This is a genomic window from Geobacter psychrophilus, from assembly GCF_056821595.1.
On the sequence record NZ_JBXDTU010000004.1, the window covers coordinates 933,777 to 948,739 of the forward strand.

Here is a 14,963-nt window from a genome sequence, read left to right on the forward strand (position 1 = left end):
CTCTTTACTTAACACGCAACCCGTAAAAAATCAATACTAAAACTGCTGAGAGGGACGTAAATAAGGTCAGCAAGGAACTTTCTTTTCCAATACGCTGCATTTCCAACAAGTAACGACTAGGAAGGATTACGTCGTAGAGATTATTTCCCTTTTTTCAGATCAATCAGAATCAGCTTGGCAATTGCCTTGAGGGTTTCAAACACCCCTTCGCCGGTTGTGGCACAGGCTTCGAACTCAAGAACGTTTGTCGGGTTCAGGTCGTTGCGCAACTCCTCAATTGTCATGGCACCGGGAAGATCACGTTTGTTATACTGAATAACGTATGGCAGTTTATCCAGATCGTATCCCTGCTCCTTGAGATTATATCTCAGGTTATCAAGTGATTCGATATTGGCATCTATACGTTCCTCCTGGGAATCTGCCACAAAAACAACCCCATCGACCCCTTTCAGAATCAGTTTACGGGAGGCATCGTAAAAGACCTGACCGGGAACAGTGTACAGATGAAAGCGGGTCTTGAATCCCCTGATCTCACCCAGAGCAAGCGGAAGAAAATCAAAGAAGAGTGTCCGCTCGGTCTCGGTCGCCAGACTGATCATCTTGCCTTTGGCATCCGGAGCGGTTTTCTGGTAGACATACTGGAGATTGGTGGTTTTTCCACACAAACCCGGGCCATAGTACACAATCTTGCAGTTTATTTCGCGAGAAGCGTAGTTGATAAATGACATCGTTGGCTTACCCCGTGGTCGCTAGCTAAACAGATTATCGATATCGTCGTCAGTAATCTCGGCGAAGGGGAAATCAGAAACACCCCGCTTCTCCTTGTCCTCAGCCTTTTTAGCCAACTTACTGAATATAGCCGAGAGTTCATCTGACGATTTCTTCACTCTCAAGCGGACAAGTCCGAGAGACGAGCGACTATCAAAGAGGACAACCAGGATAACTCTGCCGCCTACTATCGAAATATGCAGGTTATCCTTTTCACCCTCGTGAAAAAGAATTGAGAACTCTTTCTCTCCGATAAGCTTGGCGAGTCCACCGGTAGCAGCGATATTGCCGGCTGTCAGCGATGCAAGCGAAGTTGTGTCAAAGCGCTCGGTATCCCCAACGCCAGATATAAGCTGACCATTTTTGTCAACCAGGAATATGACCTTTGCATTTGCTTCCTGAAGAAGCCGCTCGATCACAACATTAATTTCCTGGAATTCTTCTTCGTACATGACCATCTGCGGATTGGACATGTTACTCTCCTAGCCCTAACGATTTAAAAACCGCCGATAAATTAAGGGGAATCATTGTATCGGCTTTATATATCAGAATTGATCTACTGTTTCAAGCTTATTAAATCACTAATTTATGCTCCTTTCAGAGCAGATAAACCTGATCCCGGAAATATTCTTGAGTTTATCTGGTCTTTCGGGTAGGCTTTCCAATGGTGTAAATACACAAATACAGTCCTTATCGTTCGTAATTGGAGCCACATGCAAACTGAATTCATTCCCAAATGGATTGCTTGGGAAACGACTCAAAAATGCAATCTGCACTGCGTACACTGTCGATGTTCGTCAGAAATGAATTCATCAGAAGGCGATTTTACTACTGAAGAAGGCAAAAAACTGCTCAAAGAGATATCCGAATTTTCCAAGCCGGTTATCGTCCTTTCTGGCGGAGAGCCTCTGTTGCGACAGGACATATTTGAATTGGCCGGTTACGGCACATCACTTGGATTGCGCATGTGCATGGCCACAAATGGAGCCCTGGTTACTGATGATGTCTGCAAGAAAATGAAGCAGGCTGACATCAAAATGGTTTCGCTCTCTTTGGACGGATCAACGGCAGAAGTACACGACAACTTCCGTCAGTGTCCCGGCTCATTTGATGGCGTCGTTAGAGCGGCCGAGCTTTTCAGGCAAAATGGCCAGAAGTTTCTGATCAACTCCTCATTTACAAAACGCAACCAGCACGATATCGCCAACACCTTTAAAACAGCAAAAGGTCTTGGAGCAACAGCCTGGTACATGTTTATGATTGTTCCTACCGGTCGTGGCGAGGACATCATGAGCGAATTGATTTCCAAAGAAGACTACGAGGACATCCTGGATTGGCACTACCAGCAGGAAAAAATGGAGGACGACATCCTTATGCGTCCGACCTGCGCCCCCCATTACTACCGGATTGTACCGCAGAAAGCCAAGGCCGAAGGGGTCAAGTTCGAGCGCCGCTCCCTGACCTTCTCTACCGGCGGCGGCAAAGGCTGCATTGCTGCCCAAACCATCTGCCTGATCGACTGCTTCGGCAATGTCAAACCCTGCTCGTATTTTCACCGCACGGCCGGCAACGTCAAACAGACCCCTTTCCGCGAAATATGGGAGAACTCAGAAATCTTCCGCAACCTGCGCGACTTCAAGTCCTATAAGGGAAAATGCGGTCAGTGCGAATACATCAACGTCTGCGGCGGATGCCGGGCCAGGGCCGATGCGGTGCATGGTGATTACATGGAAGAAGAGCCTTTTTGCAATTACGTACCGATTCGCGCACAGAAAAAACAGGAGTAATTGTTTTTATCCTTGACAGAACGGCGAAAACAGGGGTATAAGAAAAATCCTTTTCGCCCAGGTAGCTCAGTCGGTAGAGCAGAGGATTGAAAATCCTCGTGTCGGCGGTTCGATTCCGTCCCTGGGCACCACTTAACTACTTAGAAGTACTATCATGATTTAAGGCCCCTGATGCCGATCGGGGGCCTTTCTTTTTCCGTTGTGTAATTCCTGTGTAATCGTGTCCATTATTCCCACCTTGCATCATGCAATCTTCATTCGTTTTTCTAGTTTATCCATTGCAGTCTGGATGTGTGCCCCGTTCTGGTGGGCATAACGCTCAACCATTATTAGCGTCTTGTGACCTGAAATCCGTTTAACAGTAGGAAGATCAACACCCGACTGCACAAGATGAGTTATTGCAGTATGTCTCAAGGTATGTCTGACAACTTCATCAGGGTTGAGTCCGGCAGATTCCACTGTGTGGAAATATTTATTGACAAACAGCCTGCAAACAGTAAATTATGTCCGTACGGAAATTTTTGATACATGCAACGTTTGATTTACTGTTTTTTGTCCGTACGGAAATATTGCTATGCATTCAACGCATGATTGGTTAATGTATGTTCGTACGGACATGAGGTGTGTATGAAAAACACAAACGACTCCAAAAATTCATACGGCAAAGTAACAACAGCCGAAGACGTTGGGCGCATCATACGCGCGAAGCGGAAGGAAACCGGCGTCCGCCAGGACATGGCCGCCGGCATGTCTGAAGTCGGCACAAAATTCCTTTCGCAGCTCGAGAACGGCAAGGAGACAGCTGAACTGGGCAAGACCCTCCGCGTGCTCCGGAAGCTGGGGCTGAATGTCTATATCTACCCGCGCTCGGCAGACCCGATAAAAGGCTGAAACGATGACGAATCAACTCATTGTGTATCTCAACTCCACCAAGGCGGGCGTACTTGAGCGTGACGGACGGTTGCTGACGTTCTCATACAGTGCCGACTATCTCGCATTGCCCGGCGCTTCGCCGATATCCCGGCTCCTGCCCCTGGCCCCAACAGCATACGGGGATGACGCAACCAGGGCTTTTTTCTCAAATCTCCTGCCTGAAGGTGCCGTGCTGACCCAGGTTGCCCGACAGGTCGGCATATCGAAGGAGAACGTATTCGGGCTGCTGGGAGCTATCGGCGGGGACTGTGCCGGCGCCATCTTGGTCAGTGCCTCCGATAGCCTGCACGAGTTAACCGGTGGCTATCGGCCTATCTCCGAACTCGAGCTCTCTGATGAGCTTGACAGATTGCCGAGTCATCCCTTTCTGGCTGGCGAGGAAGGCGTCAGGCTTTCTCTTGCCGGGGCCCAGAACAAACTGCCACTCTTTTTCGATGGTAGCAACTACTACATCCCAGAAGGGGCCAGCCCCTCCTCTCACATACTGAAAACCGCCATAGCGCAGCTTGACAATACCGTCATCAACGAAACATTTTGCATGACGCTTGCAACTCGGGTCGGCCTGCCGGTCCCTGCTGCACAAGTAGTCACCATTGGCGGCAAGCACGTCTTCATGGTCGAACGTTACGACCGCAAGCGTTCTGAACCAGGCGAAACTCTTCGTCTGCATCAGGAGGATTTTTGCCAGGCGCTCGGCATCCCGCCGGAGTTGAAATACGAAAAAGAAGGTGGGCCGGGGTTCAGCAATTGCTTCGAATTGGTTGAGGAATGGAGTTCAGAGCCGTTACTCGACGCCAGCAACCTTCTCAACTGGGCTATCTACAATTTCATCATCGGCAACGCCGACGCCCATGGCAAGAACGTCTCGTTCCTTTACAATGAAGGGCTCGTCAGGGTAGCGCCGTTTTACGACCTCATCAGCACCGCGGTCTACAGGCGTCTGGATAACAAGTTCGCCATGATGATGGGAGGCCAGCGTGACGCACGCTATCTCCCGCAAGATACCTTTGGCAAATTTGCGGCTGAAATCCGGATAGACATACGTATTGTGAAGTCAGCATTTGTAAAGATGATGGATAGCATTGAGGCCATATCGCCACAGCTGCTCAATGAGTATCGTGACAGGTTCGGGGCTCTGGTAATCCTTGACGAAATCGCCAGGGTCATCAGTTATCGCATTGCCAAAGGCAGGGAATTGGTCCAGTGATTTGCAGACAGCCTTCAACCGGGGCAGTACCAGCGGAAGCGGGGGAAACAGTGAAAGGAATGCGTTGCAGGGAAAACCATTGACTACAGTAGTCAATAAACAATAGCCTAACTCTTTAATTTACATAGGCAATCACAATCGATAAGAATATTGAAAATCCTCGTGTCGGCGGTTCGATTCCGTCCCTGGGCACCACTTACAATAACAAACAGGCACCTGCGATATCATTCGCAGGTGCCTGTTTTATTTTCAGCCGAAGTATGTGCTACCCTACATCAGCACCATATTATCACGATGTATGATAACATCCGCATATCGGTACCCCAGTATACTTTCTATCTCGCTGCTGTTGTGTCCCGCCAACCGGACTATCTCGACACTGGAATAGTCCGACAACCCCCGGGCAAACTCCTTGCCATCCGGGCTGCAAACCCGCACACAGGCCCCGCGTTCAAAGCGGCCTTCCACCCGGTCGATCCCGGATGGCAGCAGACTCTTCCCCTTCTTCAGCAGTACATCCTTGGCACCCTCATCGACAAATACGCGACCGACCGGCTTGAGGGTATAGGCGATCCAGTGTTTTCGCCGGTTAAGACCTTCTCCGCTCGGCAGAAACAGGGTACCGACCTCATCGCCGCGCATGGCGGCAGTGATAATCCCGGCCCGCTTGCCGGATATCAAGATAGTCGGGACACCGTTTTTAGCGGCCTTCTTGGCTGCGGCCACTTTCGTAGCCATACCTCCGGTACCGACACTGGATCCGGAGCCTCCGGCGGCACGTTCCAGTTCCCGTGTTATACTCTGCACCAACGGTATCAGCTTCGCGTCCGGATTCGCACTGGGATCGGCGCTGTACAGTCCCTCCACATCAGTCAGGATCAGCAGCAGGTCCGACTCGGCCACATTGGTGACCAGAGCCGAAAGATTGTCGTTATCACCGAACTTGATCTCATCCACCACAACGGTGTCGTTTTCGTTGATAATCGGGATAACGCCGAAGCCGAGCAGGGTGTCGATGGTGGCACGGGCATTAAGAAAGCGCTGGCGGCTGTTGAGATCTTCGCTCGTCAGCAGCAGTTGAGCGGCCTTGAGGCCGTGGGGAGCCAGAGACTGCTCGTAAGCCCGCATCAGACGTGTCTGACCAATGGCTGCCGCAGCCTGTTTCTGGGGGATTGTTTTCGGCTTCTCCGTCAGTCCCAGCTCGCTGCGCCCAGCGGCAATGGCGCCCGAAGACACCACCACCACCTGCCGGCCGCCTTCACGCAGCAGGGCAACATCCGCACAGATCCTTCCGATGACACCCATGTCAAGCGCACCATCGTCATCGGTCAGCACCCGGCTGCCGATCTTTATCACGACCCTCTTGACCGGTTTCAGTAACGCACGACGCATCACCATTCCTCCTCGGCTCTACCCCACAGACGCCGGGCAATCTCATCCAACAGTTCCGGAATGCCGTCGCCGGTGGCTGACGAAATCGGGAAGACCTTGATGTTACGGGCAACAAACCAGGCAGTTATCTCGTCCAGTTTTTCCCGTGTCTGGGGCAGATCGGTTTTGGTTATGACCACTACCTGCTCCTTGGCTGCCAGCTCGGCACTGAACAGGGCCAGTTCACGGCTGACCGCTTCGTACTCGGCCAGCGGGTCGCGATCCGGCATCCAGGAGATATCAACCAGGTGCAGCAGGATTCCGGAGCGCTCCAGATGTTTGAGAAAGCGGTGCCCCAGGCCGGCACCGTCATGGGCGCCCTCGATGATCCCGGGGATATCGGCCATGACAAAGGAGCGGTAATTTTTGTACGCTACGACCCCCAGACTGGGCACCATGGTGGTAAAGGGGTAATCGGCGATCTTGGGTCGCGCCGCCGAGACCTTGCTGATAAGGGACGATTTGCCGGCATTGGGCAGTCCCAGCAGCCCCACGTCGGCCATGAGTTTCAGCTCAAGCCGCAGCTTCTTTTCCTGTTCCTCTTCGCCGTCCTGGGCAAATTTGGGGGCCTTGTTGGTAGCCGACGCGAAACGGGCATTACCCTGCCCGCCCCGGCCCCCTTTCAGCAGGACGATCCGCATGCCGTCCTGGTTCATATCGGCCAACTGCTCGTCGGTTTCCGCATCGATGATAACCGTCCCTACCGGAACCGTAATAACCAGATCCTCTCCGCCGGCGCCATGCCGGTTCTTGCCCTGGCCGTTGTGTCCCTTTTCGGCCTTCTGGTGCGGCCGGTGACGCAGCTCCAGCAGGGTGGACAGGCCACTGCTGGCCACAAAGACAACATCGCCTCCCTTACCACCGTCGCCACCGCTGGGCCCCCCGAATTCAATAAACTTCTCGTGCCGGAAAGCGACACAGCCGGCTCCGCCATGGCCAGACGTGGCATACATGGTTACTTCATCGATAAACCTCACACTGCACCTCGTTCAATCACTGTTAATTCTTGCCATCCAGCCATTCCTGGATCGTAATCACACGTCCGGCCCAACTGCCGGACAAACGCTCCTGCAGAAAGGACTTGAACAGACTGTCAAAGAGCTGCACCCCCTGCTCCAGCAGGTACATCCGCTCGTAGAAGGCCGCTTCCCGTTCGCTCATCTCGTCAACCGTGGCATCCTTTTCGATGCGTATCTGCGGGCACTTGAAGGATGCAAAACCAAAGGTCTCACCCTTCAGGGTCAGCTTCCAGAGGTTCTCGTCCTTTTCCATGCAGACCGTGGCGCTGGTGATGCGCTTGCCACCCTTGAGGGCCGAAATGGCCTCCAGGTAACTATCCTGGGAACCGGACACTGACACCTTCTGAATGCCCCCCTCCTCACCGCCGCCCTCCATCTGGATGCGGTCATCGATCCAGGCCGAGAAGCGCTCATTTGAATTGAAATGGCCGGGACATGAGACACTGAACTCCCCTTCGCCGTTGATGCCGCGCTGCAACAGCCAGAGCATGAACTCCCACCCCAGCCACTGGTTGTCGCGAATTAGAGCAGTGACGGCATCGGAATTGGCCTGGTTGGCCTTCTGGAGAGCTTCCAGCATCTGACCATCCAGCAGCATGGTTGCCCGGGCAAAGGGGTGAATCATGACAAGGCCGAAACCCTCAAAGGTCTTGCGGAAAAAATCCTCAAAACGCTCGATGACCTTTGCGCCAAGACTGAACAGCGTCAGGATACCGCTCTTCTGGTCCCAGACAACATCCACGCTTGATGGTACCGGCAGACACTTGGTCAATAGACGGGTCTGCACCAGCTCCTTGATTTCCTGACGCTTGTTTTTCGGAGTACGGCGCAGGTTGGGGTGCTGGGCAAGAAAGGCCCCTTCTTCGCGGCCTGCATGGGACTTGAGTACCGCCGATGGAATCTTGCGCTGATCGCGGCGCAGTGAGAAGACCAGGTAGTTGTCGCGCCAGAAATCCCCCGGCGCCTCAAAGGCGGCATCATCGGGACGATCCACCAGCGTCCACCCCTCCGAAGTCTCTTCGGCCGAGTTTTCGATGGACTGAAACCCTTTATGGGACAGTTTTTCTGAAAACCACTGGAACAGGTCATCCTTGGGCAGATCTCCGCTGATGGTGAACTGCGTTATGCTGACGGTATTGGCATACACACCCATAATTGTAGTTGTTTCCTTTCTGTTATTTACTGATTAAACTCTGGTAGTCCACTGTGGTCAGCGCTGTATGCCAGTGACCGCTCCAGGCGCCTATGGCGCTGCCGCCCCAGAAGAACAGCACTACCAGCAGGGCAAAAAGCGCCCCGGGTATCATCACCCGCCCGGCCAGACGCATGGAAAGCGCCCCCTGGGCCCGGCAGTGGCTGATGCAGCGCCAGCAGCCGATGCACTCGGGCGATATGACACTGGATTTGTGCATGACATCGATGTAGGTAGGGCAGACCTGGCTACAGACCCCGCAGGATACACAACGTTCCCTATCCCGGGTAACCCGCAGTGGCGACAGGGTGGCAACCAACCCCAGCAGAGCACCGTAGGGACACAGGTAGCGGCAGACCGGGTTGCGCAGGACAACCGATGCTGCAGTCAGCAACGCGAGTATACCCAGCGCCCGCGGTGAAATACGCAGAAAGAAATCCAGCAGGCGCACATCAGCAATCTTGTGATAGTCGGAGTGAATAAATGTGTACAGGGCATCGCCCGACATCATAAATACAATTGAGTACACGAAGAAAGCCAGCAGCAGGTATTTTACACCCCGCAGACAGATATCCAGCCACCCGGGCAACCGCGGATTCCGCTTGAACTGGGAAAACCCTGCCTTCCAGGAGCACTCCGAGAGCGTCGCTACCGGGCAGATCCACGAACAGAACGAGCGGCGTAACAGCAGCGAGACCACCAGCACCGTGACAAACACCACCACTGCCGCCGGATGGACCGTATTGATGCCCAGCCCCCGGAACCAGGCCGAGAGCCCCAGCAGGCCGGAGATCGGCAGGAAGCCCTCGATACCGTCCGGACGCGGCACGAAAGGGGAGTCAGCGCCACTGCGCACATAGGTTACAAACTGGTAAAATCGGATGCCCAACCAGAGCATGAAGCCGAGAAAACAGGACTGGATCAGGATACGGAGCGGCTGGACATAACGTGCGGACATGAGGACTCCGGGAGGAAATGAGCCGGGGCGGACTGAGCCCACCCCGGCAGGAGCAGTTAATCCGCTTTCATTGCCACATAATGTACGCTGCCGTCGGGACGTTTGAGCAGCAAACGCACCACGGCACCTTTTGTCAGTTTTGATGCGACGGAAGCAAACGCCTCAACCGTTTCGGGACGCTGTCCATTGATCTCTATAACAATGCTGCCTGGCGCGATACCGGCTTCCTCGGCTGACGAGCCCGGCTTCACCTCGGAGATCACGATGCCCCCCTTGCTGTCCTTGAGGCCGAGGCGGGCAGCCAGCTCCTTGGTCAGCTCCTGGACCGTGATGCCGAGCTTTTCACTTTCGCTGCCTCCACCGGCAGTAATGGCGCTTTCACCATCCTTCAGCTTGGCCACCACGACAAAGACATCCTGTTTTTTCCCGTCGCGATAGATCACCAGCCTGACTTTTTTGTCAATCGGCGTCACGGCAACCAGACGGGGAAGTTCATTACTGTCGTTGATGGGTTTGCCGTCATATTCCAGGATAATGTCACCCGCCTTCAATCCGGCCTTCTCGGCAGGGGTGTCCTTTTCAACAGTTGCTATCAGGGCGCCCTTCTCGGATTCAAGCCCAAAGGATTTGGCCAGATCGGTCGTCATCGGCTGAAAACGCACCCCCAGATAACCGCGGGTTACCTTACCGGATTCACGTAACTGGGCAACGATGCCTTTGGCCATGTTGATCGGAATGGCAAAACCGATACCCTGCCCTCCGGCAATAATCGCGGTATTAATACCAATCACCTTTCCACCGGCGCTGAAGAGTGGCCCGCCCGAATTACCCGGGTTAATGGAGGCATCGGTCTGAATAAAATCATCGTAGGGGCCGCTGCCGATAACCCGGCCCTTGGCGCTGACAATGCCGGCCGTGACGGTCTGGGCCAGACCAAAGGGATTGCCGATCGCCATCACCCATTCCCCCACCTCCAGGGCATCACTGTCACCCAGCTCGGTCGAGGGAAAGGTGCCCTTGTCGCTGATCTTGATCAGTGCCAGGTCCAATTTTTCGTCCAGACCCTTGATTTCCCCCTTCAACTCGCGACCATCAGAGAGCTTGACCAGGACCTCATCGGCGCCGTTGACCACATGATTATTGGTGAGAATGTAACCGTCCGGGCTGATGATAAATCCTGTGCCCAGGCTCTGTTCGCGGCGAGGACGCTGCTGCGGCATCTGATCCATCTGCCCGAAAAAATCTTCAAAAAAGTTGTCAAACGGAGACTGCTGCGTGCGCGGTCGTTGCACTCGCTGTTTCGGCTTGATGACCTTGGCGGTGCGGATGTTGACGACAGCAGGGGTGAGTTTCTTGGCCAGATCGACAAAGTCGGGGCTGACTGACTTTGCATGTGATAACGACGGAATGGACAGCGTGAATACGAGACCTGCGACCAGAATACGACCTGTTGAAACAATTTTTTTTACCATGCTCTGACCTCCCTGTATCCATTATGTTTATAGGGTGAATGGAGAGAGGCGGGCCGCACATCCTGCACGACGCCGCCCCTGTCCGTTTACTGGGAAGAAAGATACGTAGTATGCCGGAAAAAGTCAACCCCCGGCGCCTAGCCCTCACGCATGACGTAGCCCTGACCACGCACTGTGTGGATCAGTTTGGTAGGGAAATCCTTGTCAACCTTCTTACGCAGGTAATTGACGTAGACATCGATGATATTGGTAAAACTGTCAAAGGCATAATCCCAGACATGGTCCGCAATCATGGCCCGAGAAAGCACGGTATTGGGGTTTCTCATCAGGTATTCCAGCAGACCGTATTCCTTGGCAGTCAACTCGATCTCTGTCTTGCCGCGCCACACCTTGTGACGTACCGGATCAAGCCGCAAATCTGCAAACTGGATCTCGGCCCCGCGATCCTGTCCCTCGCGGCGCAGCAGGGCGCGCACCCTGGCCGTTAATTCGGCAAAGGCAAACGGTTTGGTGAGGTAATCGTCGGAACCCGCATCCAGACCGGACACAATATCCTCCGTGGTGGTTTTGGCTGTCAGCATCAAAACCGGAGTACGCTTACCGGCCTCCCGCAACTCCTTGACAACCGCTACGCCATCTTTCTTGGGCAGCATCACATCCAGGATTATCAGGCTGAAATCCCCTTCCAGCGCCAGCTTAAGGCCTTCGGCACCGTCATGCGTAACGGTAACTTCGTACTGGTCTTCCTCAAGCCCGCGCTTGATAAATCCGGCGACTTTTTTCTCGTCTTCAACCACTAGAATCTTCATGTCTGTTTCTCCTTTTGTACATATAGTTTGATTCAAGTTTCGCATCACGTCTGTATATGCTGATCCGTTTCTTATCAGATTGCCTGGCTATCCATGCGTCGCATAATATCGGACGCAGCTTCTTCAACAGACTTATTTGTGACGTTAATTACCATCCATTCCGGATGGCGTCGGTATAACTGCTTGCAGTACGCCAACTCGTCCTCAACCTGCTGGTAGTCGGCATAGTTTCCCCGCGGACTCTGACGCATCGTTATCAAACGCGAGGTCCGGATTTCGACCAAACGCTTCGGGTCAATAATCAGGGCGACAATCTTGCTCTGATCGATCTGGAACAGCTCCTCCGGTGGTGCAATCCCCTTGACCAGGGGAACGTTGGCCACCTTGTACCCTTTGTGTGCCAGATACATGGAGAGCGGCGTCTTTGACGATCGCGACACCCCTACCAGTACAAGATCGGCCTTATGAAGATAGCGGGTTTCCTGTCCGTCATCATGCTTGACCGTGAAATTTACCGCCTCCACACGTTTGTGATAATCCGTATCGATGCGATGCAGCAACCCAGGCTTTTCCAGAGAGGCCACCCCCAGGTAACGGGACAGGCTGTATATCAGGCCGCTCAGCAGATCAACCGCGAACAGGCCATGTTCCTCTGCCACCCGTTCAACCGTCTCCGCCAGCTGCGGATCGACCAGGGTGTAGGCAACCATGCCCGGTTCATTCACCGCTACCGAAAGCGCCTGTTGCACATCAGCCTGATTGCGGATCTGGCATAAGCGGTGTATCCTTACGTCCTCGTCATAAAATTGTGAGAGGGCAGCACGGATGACCCGCTCGGCCGTTTCTCCTGTAGAATCGGATACGACGTAAATGACCTTGTTCACAACCTGCTACCGCCTGAGAGCCAAGACTTAAATCAAAGCTAAATTGTTTTTTCTAATGAGGATTAGATTCCAGCTACGTCTTTTTGTCAAGATTTTTTGTTGCCTGTGCCGCACAGTTCTGCTAACGTGTTGAACTTCTGAAATAATAATTTATGGTGACCTTATGAATGAAGCGTGGGTTGAAATATCCTGTACCGTTCCAGCGGAACTTGCCGACATAGTAGCCGAGTACCTGACAACACTCTCCGGCAACGGAGTCTGTGTTGAAAACCTTGCTGTTGACGCCTTTTCCCACAGCGAAATCCCCGAATCCGCCACCGTACAGATCAAATCCTATTTTTCGACCTCTGAAGACAGATCCGCCCGGCTGAATGAGATTGAAATCTTTCTGACGGAACTGGCTCAGCGCCAACCGGGACTCGTCCTGCCACGCCCTGCATTGTCCTCGGTCACAAGCGAGGATTGGAGCACCAGCTGGAAGGTCAATTTCAAACCGTTGCGGATCGGCAGGCGGCTGCTGATCGTACCGTCATGGGAAGAACCGCAGCCGCAACCATACGACATTGTGCTGCGGCTGGATCCGGGCATGGCCTTTGGTACGGGCGGGCACGAAACCACCCGGCTCTGCCTGGAATTACTGGAACAGATCATGGACAACATGCCGACCATGCTGTCACCGGCGGTTCTGGATCTGGGAACAGGCTCCGGCATCCTGGCCATGGCCGCCGTCCAACTGGGAGCCGGCCGTGTCTGCGCCGTTGACATCGATCCCTTGGCAATAGAGGTCGCACGGGAAAATCTGGAGATCAACGGACTGCTGGAGCAGGTCGAATGCAGCACAACTCCATTGGAATCATTGCAGGGAGAGTTCGATGTCATCCTGGCCAATATCCTGGCCGAGGAACTGGTTCGACTGGCACCCGCCCTCAGCGAACGGCTGTCCTCCGGAGGCAGCCTCGTCCTCTCCGGCATCCTGGCAGAAAAAGAAGGGCTGGTACGCAGCGGTTTTTCCGCCCAGCCGCTGGAGTACCTGACAACACTCCGCGAAGGCGAATGGGTGGCGCTTCACTACAGGAAAAAACCGACCGCATGAGCAGCCGACGCTTCATGATTAGTTCCCGCAGCATCAGAAACGGCTATGCCTCTTTCGATGGAGAGCTGTTTAATCATATCGTGCGTGTGTTACGGCTCTCTCCGGGGGACAGCGTAATTCTGGTAGATGAAAAAGGGAGCGAGCATTCCGGGGTGATCGATCAGGTTGCCAAGGAATGGGTGGCGGTCAAAATCGCACAATCAAACTTCGGACCAAGCCAGGAAAGCAATGGCCCCCGGATCACGATCTGCCAGGCGCTTCCCAAAGGCGAGAAGATCGACCTGATTCTGCAGAAAGGCACCGAACTTGGTGCCCACGACTTCTGGCTCTTCGGCGGACGACGCTCGGTTGCACGGGTGCGCGATGACCAGCTTGAAAACAAATTGAACCGCTGGAACCGGATTACGGCCGAAGCTGCCCGTCAATGCGGTCGTCGCACGGTTCCGGCTGTGCAGTGGTATCCCACGGCTGTAGAGGCTTCCGATTCAGTCTCTCACGATCTCCGCCTGATGCTCTGGGAGAGTGAGCGCGACACCCGCCTCAAAGATGTACTCAGCCGCATCTCGAATCCGTCCTCCATTATTGTGGCGATCGGCCCCGAAGGCGGCTTCGACCCGCTGGAGGCACGCCACTTTGCGAAGCACGGTTTTCAATCCGTTTCGCTCGGTTCAAGAATATTGCGAACCGAAACTGCCGCTATTGCCATTATGGCAATTTTACAGTATACCTGTGACGATATCTGAATAAAGGAGCTGCTGATGAAATGCCCAAAGTGCGGATACAACAGTTTTGAATTTCATGATTCCTGTAAAAAATGCGCCAATGACCTGACAGGTTACAAGGATACCTATGGGATCAAACCCATTGTGTTTCCGCATGAAGCCCGCGTGAGCATGGCCGAGGCATTGATGGCCGAGGCGGCCTTGAGCGATCACACTCCGGTTGAAGCCGATACCACGGGTGACATGTTCTCGTTCGATCTCCCCGAGGCGAACACCACGCATTCCAGTTCGGATGATCCCTTCAATTTTGACGATGAGCCTGTTTCCCAGGCGCAGGCCGGCGGTGAGTTTTCCTTTGACGAGGGCCAGCAATCCGCGCAGGCTAAAGCCGACGAGGCCGCTTTTGCCGATCTGCTCGAATCAACATCACAGGGAGACAAAGGCCCCGATGCAACTGCTTCGGCGACCATTTCAGACAGCACGGCCGAATCTGATCTGAATAATTTCTCGTGGGATGATACGCCGGCGGATGCAACCAGCAGCACCAAACCGGCTGAAGATGATTTCAACTCTCTTTTTGGAAGTACGGATGACTCTGTAAAGAAATAAAACACCGCGAGTATGCACCTGCCCCAGACCAGCAGGAAAGTGCAGTTACTTACCCTAAAATCAGGATAAGTGCGTTAAC

The 14,963-nt window shown here is 53.7% G+C and carries 16 protein-coding genes and 1 tRNA gene; 7 read left to right on the forward strand and 10 right to left on the reverse strand.

The genetic code is table 11. The features are described 5' to 3' along the window. Positions 1-140: 140 nt before the first annotated feature. Together ACOCF6_RS06640 and ACOCF6_RS06645 are read right to left on the reverse strand one after the other, a co-directional pair. Positions 141-728 carry a GTP-binding protein gene (locus tag ACOCF6_RS06640; RefSeq protein WP_482459605.1) on the reverse strand — a complete coding sequence of 196 codons (588 nt, stop codon included), beginning with the start codon at positions 726-728 and terminating at the stop codon, positions 141-143. Between the two features lie 21 nt (positions 729-749). Beyond that, positions 750-1,241, reverse strand: a complete 492-nt coding sequence (locus ACOCF6_RS06645) for a roadblock/LC7 domain-containing protein (protein ID WP_482459606.1) — start codon at positions 1,239-1,241, stop codon at positions 750-752. 240 nt (positions 1,242-1,481) lie between these two features. On the opposite strand from ACOCF6_RS06645, the gene ACOCF6_RS06650 reads away from it, so the two are divergent. Both ACOCF6_RS06650 and ACOCF6_RS06655 read left to right on the forward strand, forming a co-directional pair. Continuing rightward, positions 1,482-2,555 (forward strand): radical SAM protein, encoded by a 1,074-nt coding sequence (locus tag ACOCF6_RS06650; protein ID WP_482459607.1) that lies wholly within the window; start codon positions 1,482-1,484, stop codon positions 2,553-2,555. A gap of 55 nt (positions 2,556-2,610) precedes the next feature. Further along, positions 2,611-2,686 (forward strand) — tRNA-Phe (locus ACOCF6_RS06655). A 112-nt stretch (positions 2,687-2,798) separates the two neighbouring features. Here ACOCF6_RS06655 and ACOCF6_RS06660 read toward each other — a convergent pair. After that, positions 2,799-3,041 (reverse strand): tyrosine-type recombinase/integrase, encoded by a 243-nt coding sequence (locus tag ACOCF6_RS06660; protein WP_482463280.1) that lies wholly within the window; start codon positions 3,039-3,041, stop codon positions 2,799-2,801. A gap of 141 nt (positions 3,042-3,182) precedes the next feature. Here ACOCF6_RS06660 and ACOCF6_RS06665 point away from each other — a divergent pair, with 141 nt between their 5' ends. Both ACOCF6_RS06665 and ACOCF6_RS06670 read left to right on the forward strand, forming a co-directional pair. Then, on the forward strand, positions 3,183-3,446 hold the full coding sequence (locus ACOCF6_RS06665; protein WP_482459608.1) for a helix-turn-helix domain-containing protein: 264 nt from the start codon (positions 3,183-3,185) through the stop codon (positions 3,444-3,446). A 4-nt stretch (positions 3,447-3,450) separates the two neighbouring features. Continuing rightward, a complete protein-coding gene (locus ACOCF6_RS06670; protein ID WP_482459609.1) occupies positions 3,451-4,695 on the forward strand; it encodes a HipA domain-containing protein in 1,245 nt (414 codons plus the stop codon). Between the two features lie 270 nt (positions 4,696-4,965). Here ACOCF6_RS06670 and proB read toward each other — a convergent pair whose 3' ends face one another. From proB to ACOCF6_RS06705, 7 genes are all read right to left on the reverse strand, one after another. After that, complete coding sequence (gene proB, locus ACOCF6_RS06675; protein ID WP_482459610.1) at positions 4,966-6,087, reverse strand: glutamate 5-kinase; 1,122 nt, start codon at positions 6,085-6,087, stop codon at positions 4,966-4,968. Next, a complete protein-coding gene (obgE, locus tag ACOCF6_RS06680) occupies positions 6,087-7,103 on the reverse strand; it encodes a GTPase ObgE (protein ID WP_482459611.1) in 1,017 nt (338 codons plus the stop codon). Before obgE ends, proB begins: the two co-directional genes overlap by 1 nt. A 22-nt stretch (positions 7,104-7,125) precedes the next feature. Continuing rightward, positions 7,126-8,298, reverse strand: a complete 1,173-nt coding sequence (gene rdgC / locus ACOCF6_RS06685; protein WP_482459612.1) for a recombination-associated protein RdgC — start codon at positions 8,296-8,298, stop codon at positions 7,126-7,128. A 22-nt stretch (positions 8,299-8,320) separates the two neighbouring features. Continuing rightward, positions 8,321-9,295, reverse strand: coding sequence for a 4Fe-4S binding protein (locus tag ACOCF6_RS06690; protein WP_482459613.1), 975 nt, complete (start codon positions 9,293-9,295; stop codon positions 8,321-8,323). Between the two features lie 56 nt (positions 9,296-9,351). Then, positions 9,352-10,767 carry a DegQ family serine endoprotease gene (locus tag ACOCF6_RS06695; protein WP_482459614.1) on the reverse strand — a complete coding sequence of 472 codons (1,416 nt, stop codon included), beginning with the start codon at positions 10,765-10,767 and terminating at the stop codon, positions 9,352-9,354. A 137-nt stretch (positions 10,768-10,904) separates the two neighbouring features. Further along, positions 10,905-11,576, reverse strand: a complete 672-nt coding sequence (locus ACOCF6_RS06700) for a response regulator (protein ID WP_482459615.1) — start codon at positions 11,574-11,576, stop codon at positions 10,905-10,907. Positions 11,577-11,650: 74 nt separating this feature from the next. Continuing rightward, positions 11,651-12,460: a pyruvate, water dikinase regulatory protein gene (locus tag ACOCF6_RS06705; protein WP_482459616.1), complete on the reverse strand. Its 810-nt coding sequence runs from the start codon at positions 12,458-12,460 to the stop codon at positions 11,651-11,653. A 163-nt stretch (positions 12,461-12,623) separates the two neighbouring features. On the opposite strand from ACOCF6_RS06705, the gene prmA reads away from it, so the two are divergent. The 3 genes from prmA to ACOCF6_RS06720 are packed head-to-tail and all read left to right on the forward strand — an operon-like array spanning position 12,624 to position 14,884. Continuing rightward, positions 12,624-13,553, forward strand: a complete 930-nt coding sequence (gene prmA / locus ACOCF6_RS06710; RefSeq protein WP_482459617.1) for a 50S ribosomal protein L11 methyltransferase — start codon at positions 12,624-12,626, stop codon at positions 13,551-13,553. After that, on the forward strand, positions 13,550-14,296 hold the full coding sequence (locus tag ACOCF6_RS06715; RefSeq protein WP_482459618.1) for a 16S rRNA (uracil(1498)-N(3))-methyltransferase: 747 nt from the start codon (positions 13,550-13,552) through the stop codon (positions 14,294-14,296). The genes prmA and ACOCF6_RS06715 overlap by 4 nt, the downstream gene beginning before the upstream one ends. 15 nt (positions 14,297-14,311) lie before the next feature. Next, positions 14,312-14,884: a hypothetical protein gene (locus ACOCF6_RS06720; RefSeq protein ID WP_482459619.1), complete on the forward strand. Its 573-nt coding sequence runs from the start codon at positions 14,312-14,314 to the stop codon at positions 14,882-14,884. The last annotated feature ends 79 nt before the right edge of the window (positions 14,885-14,963 follow it).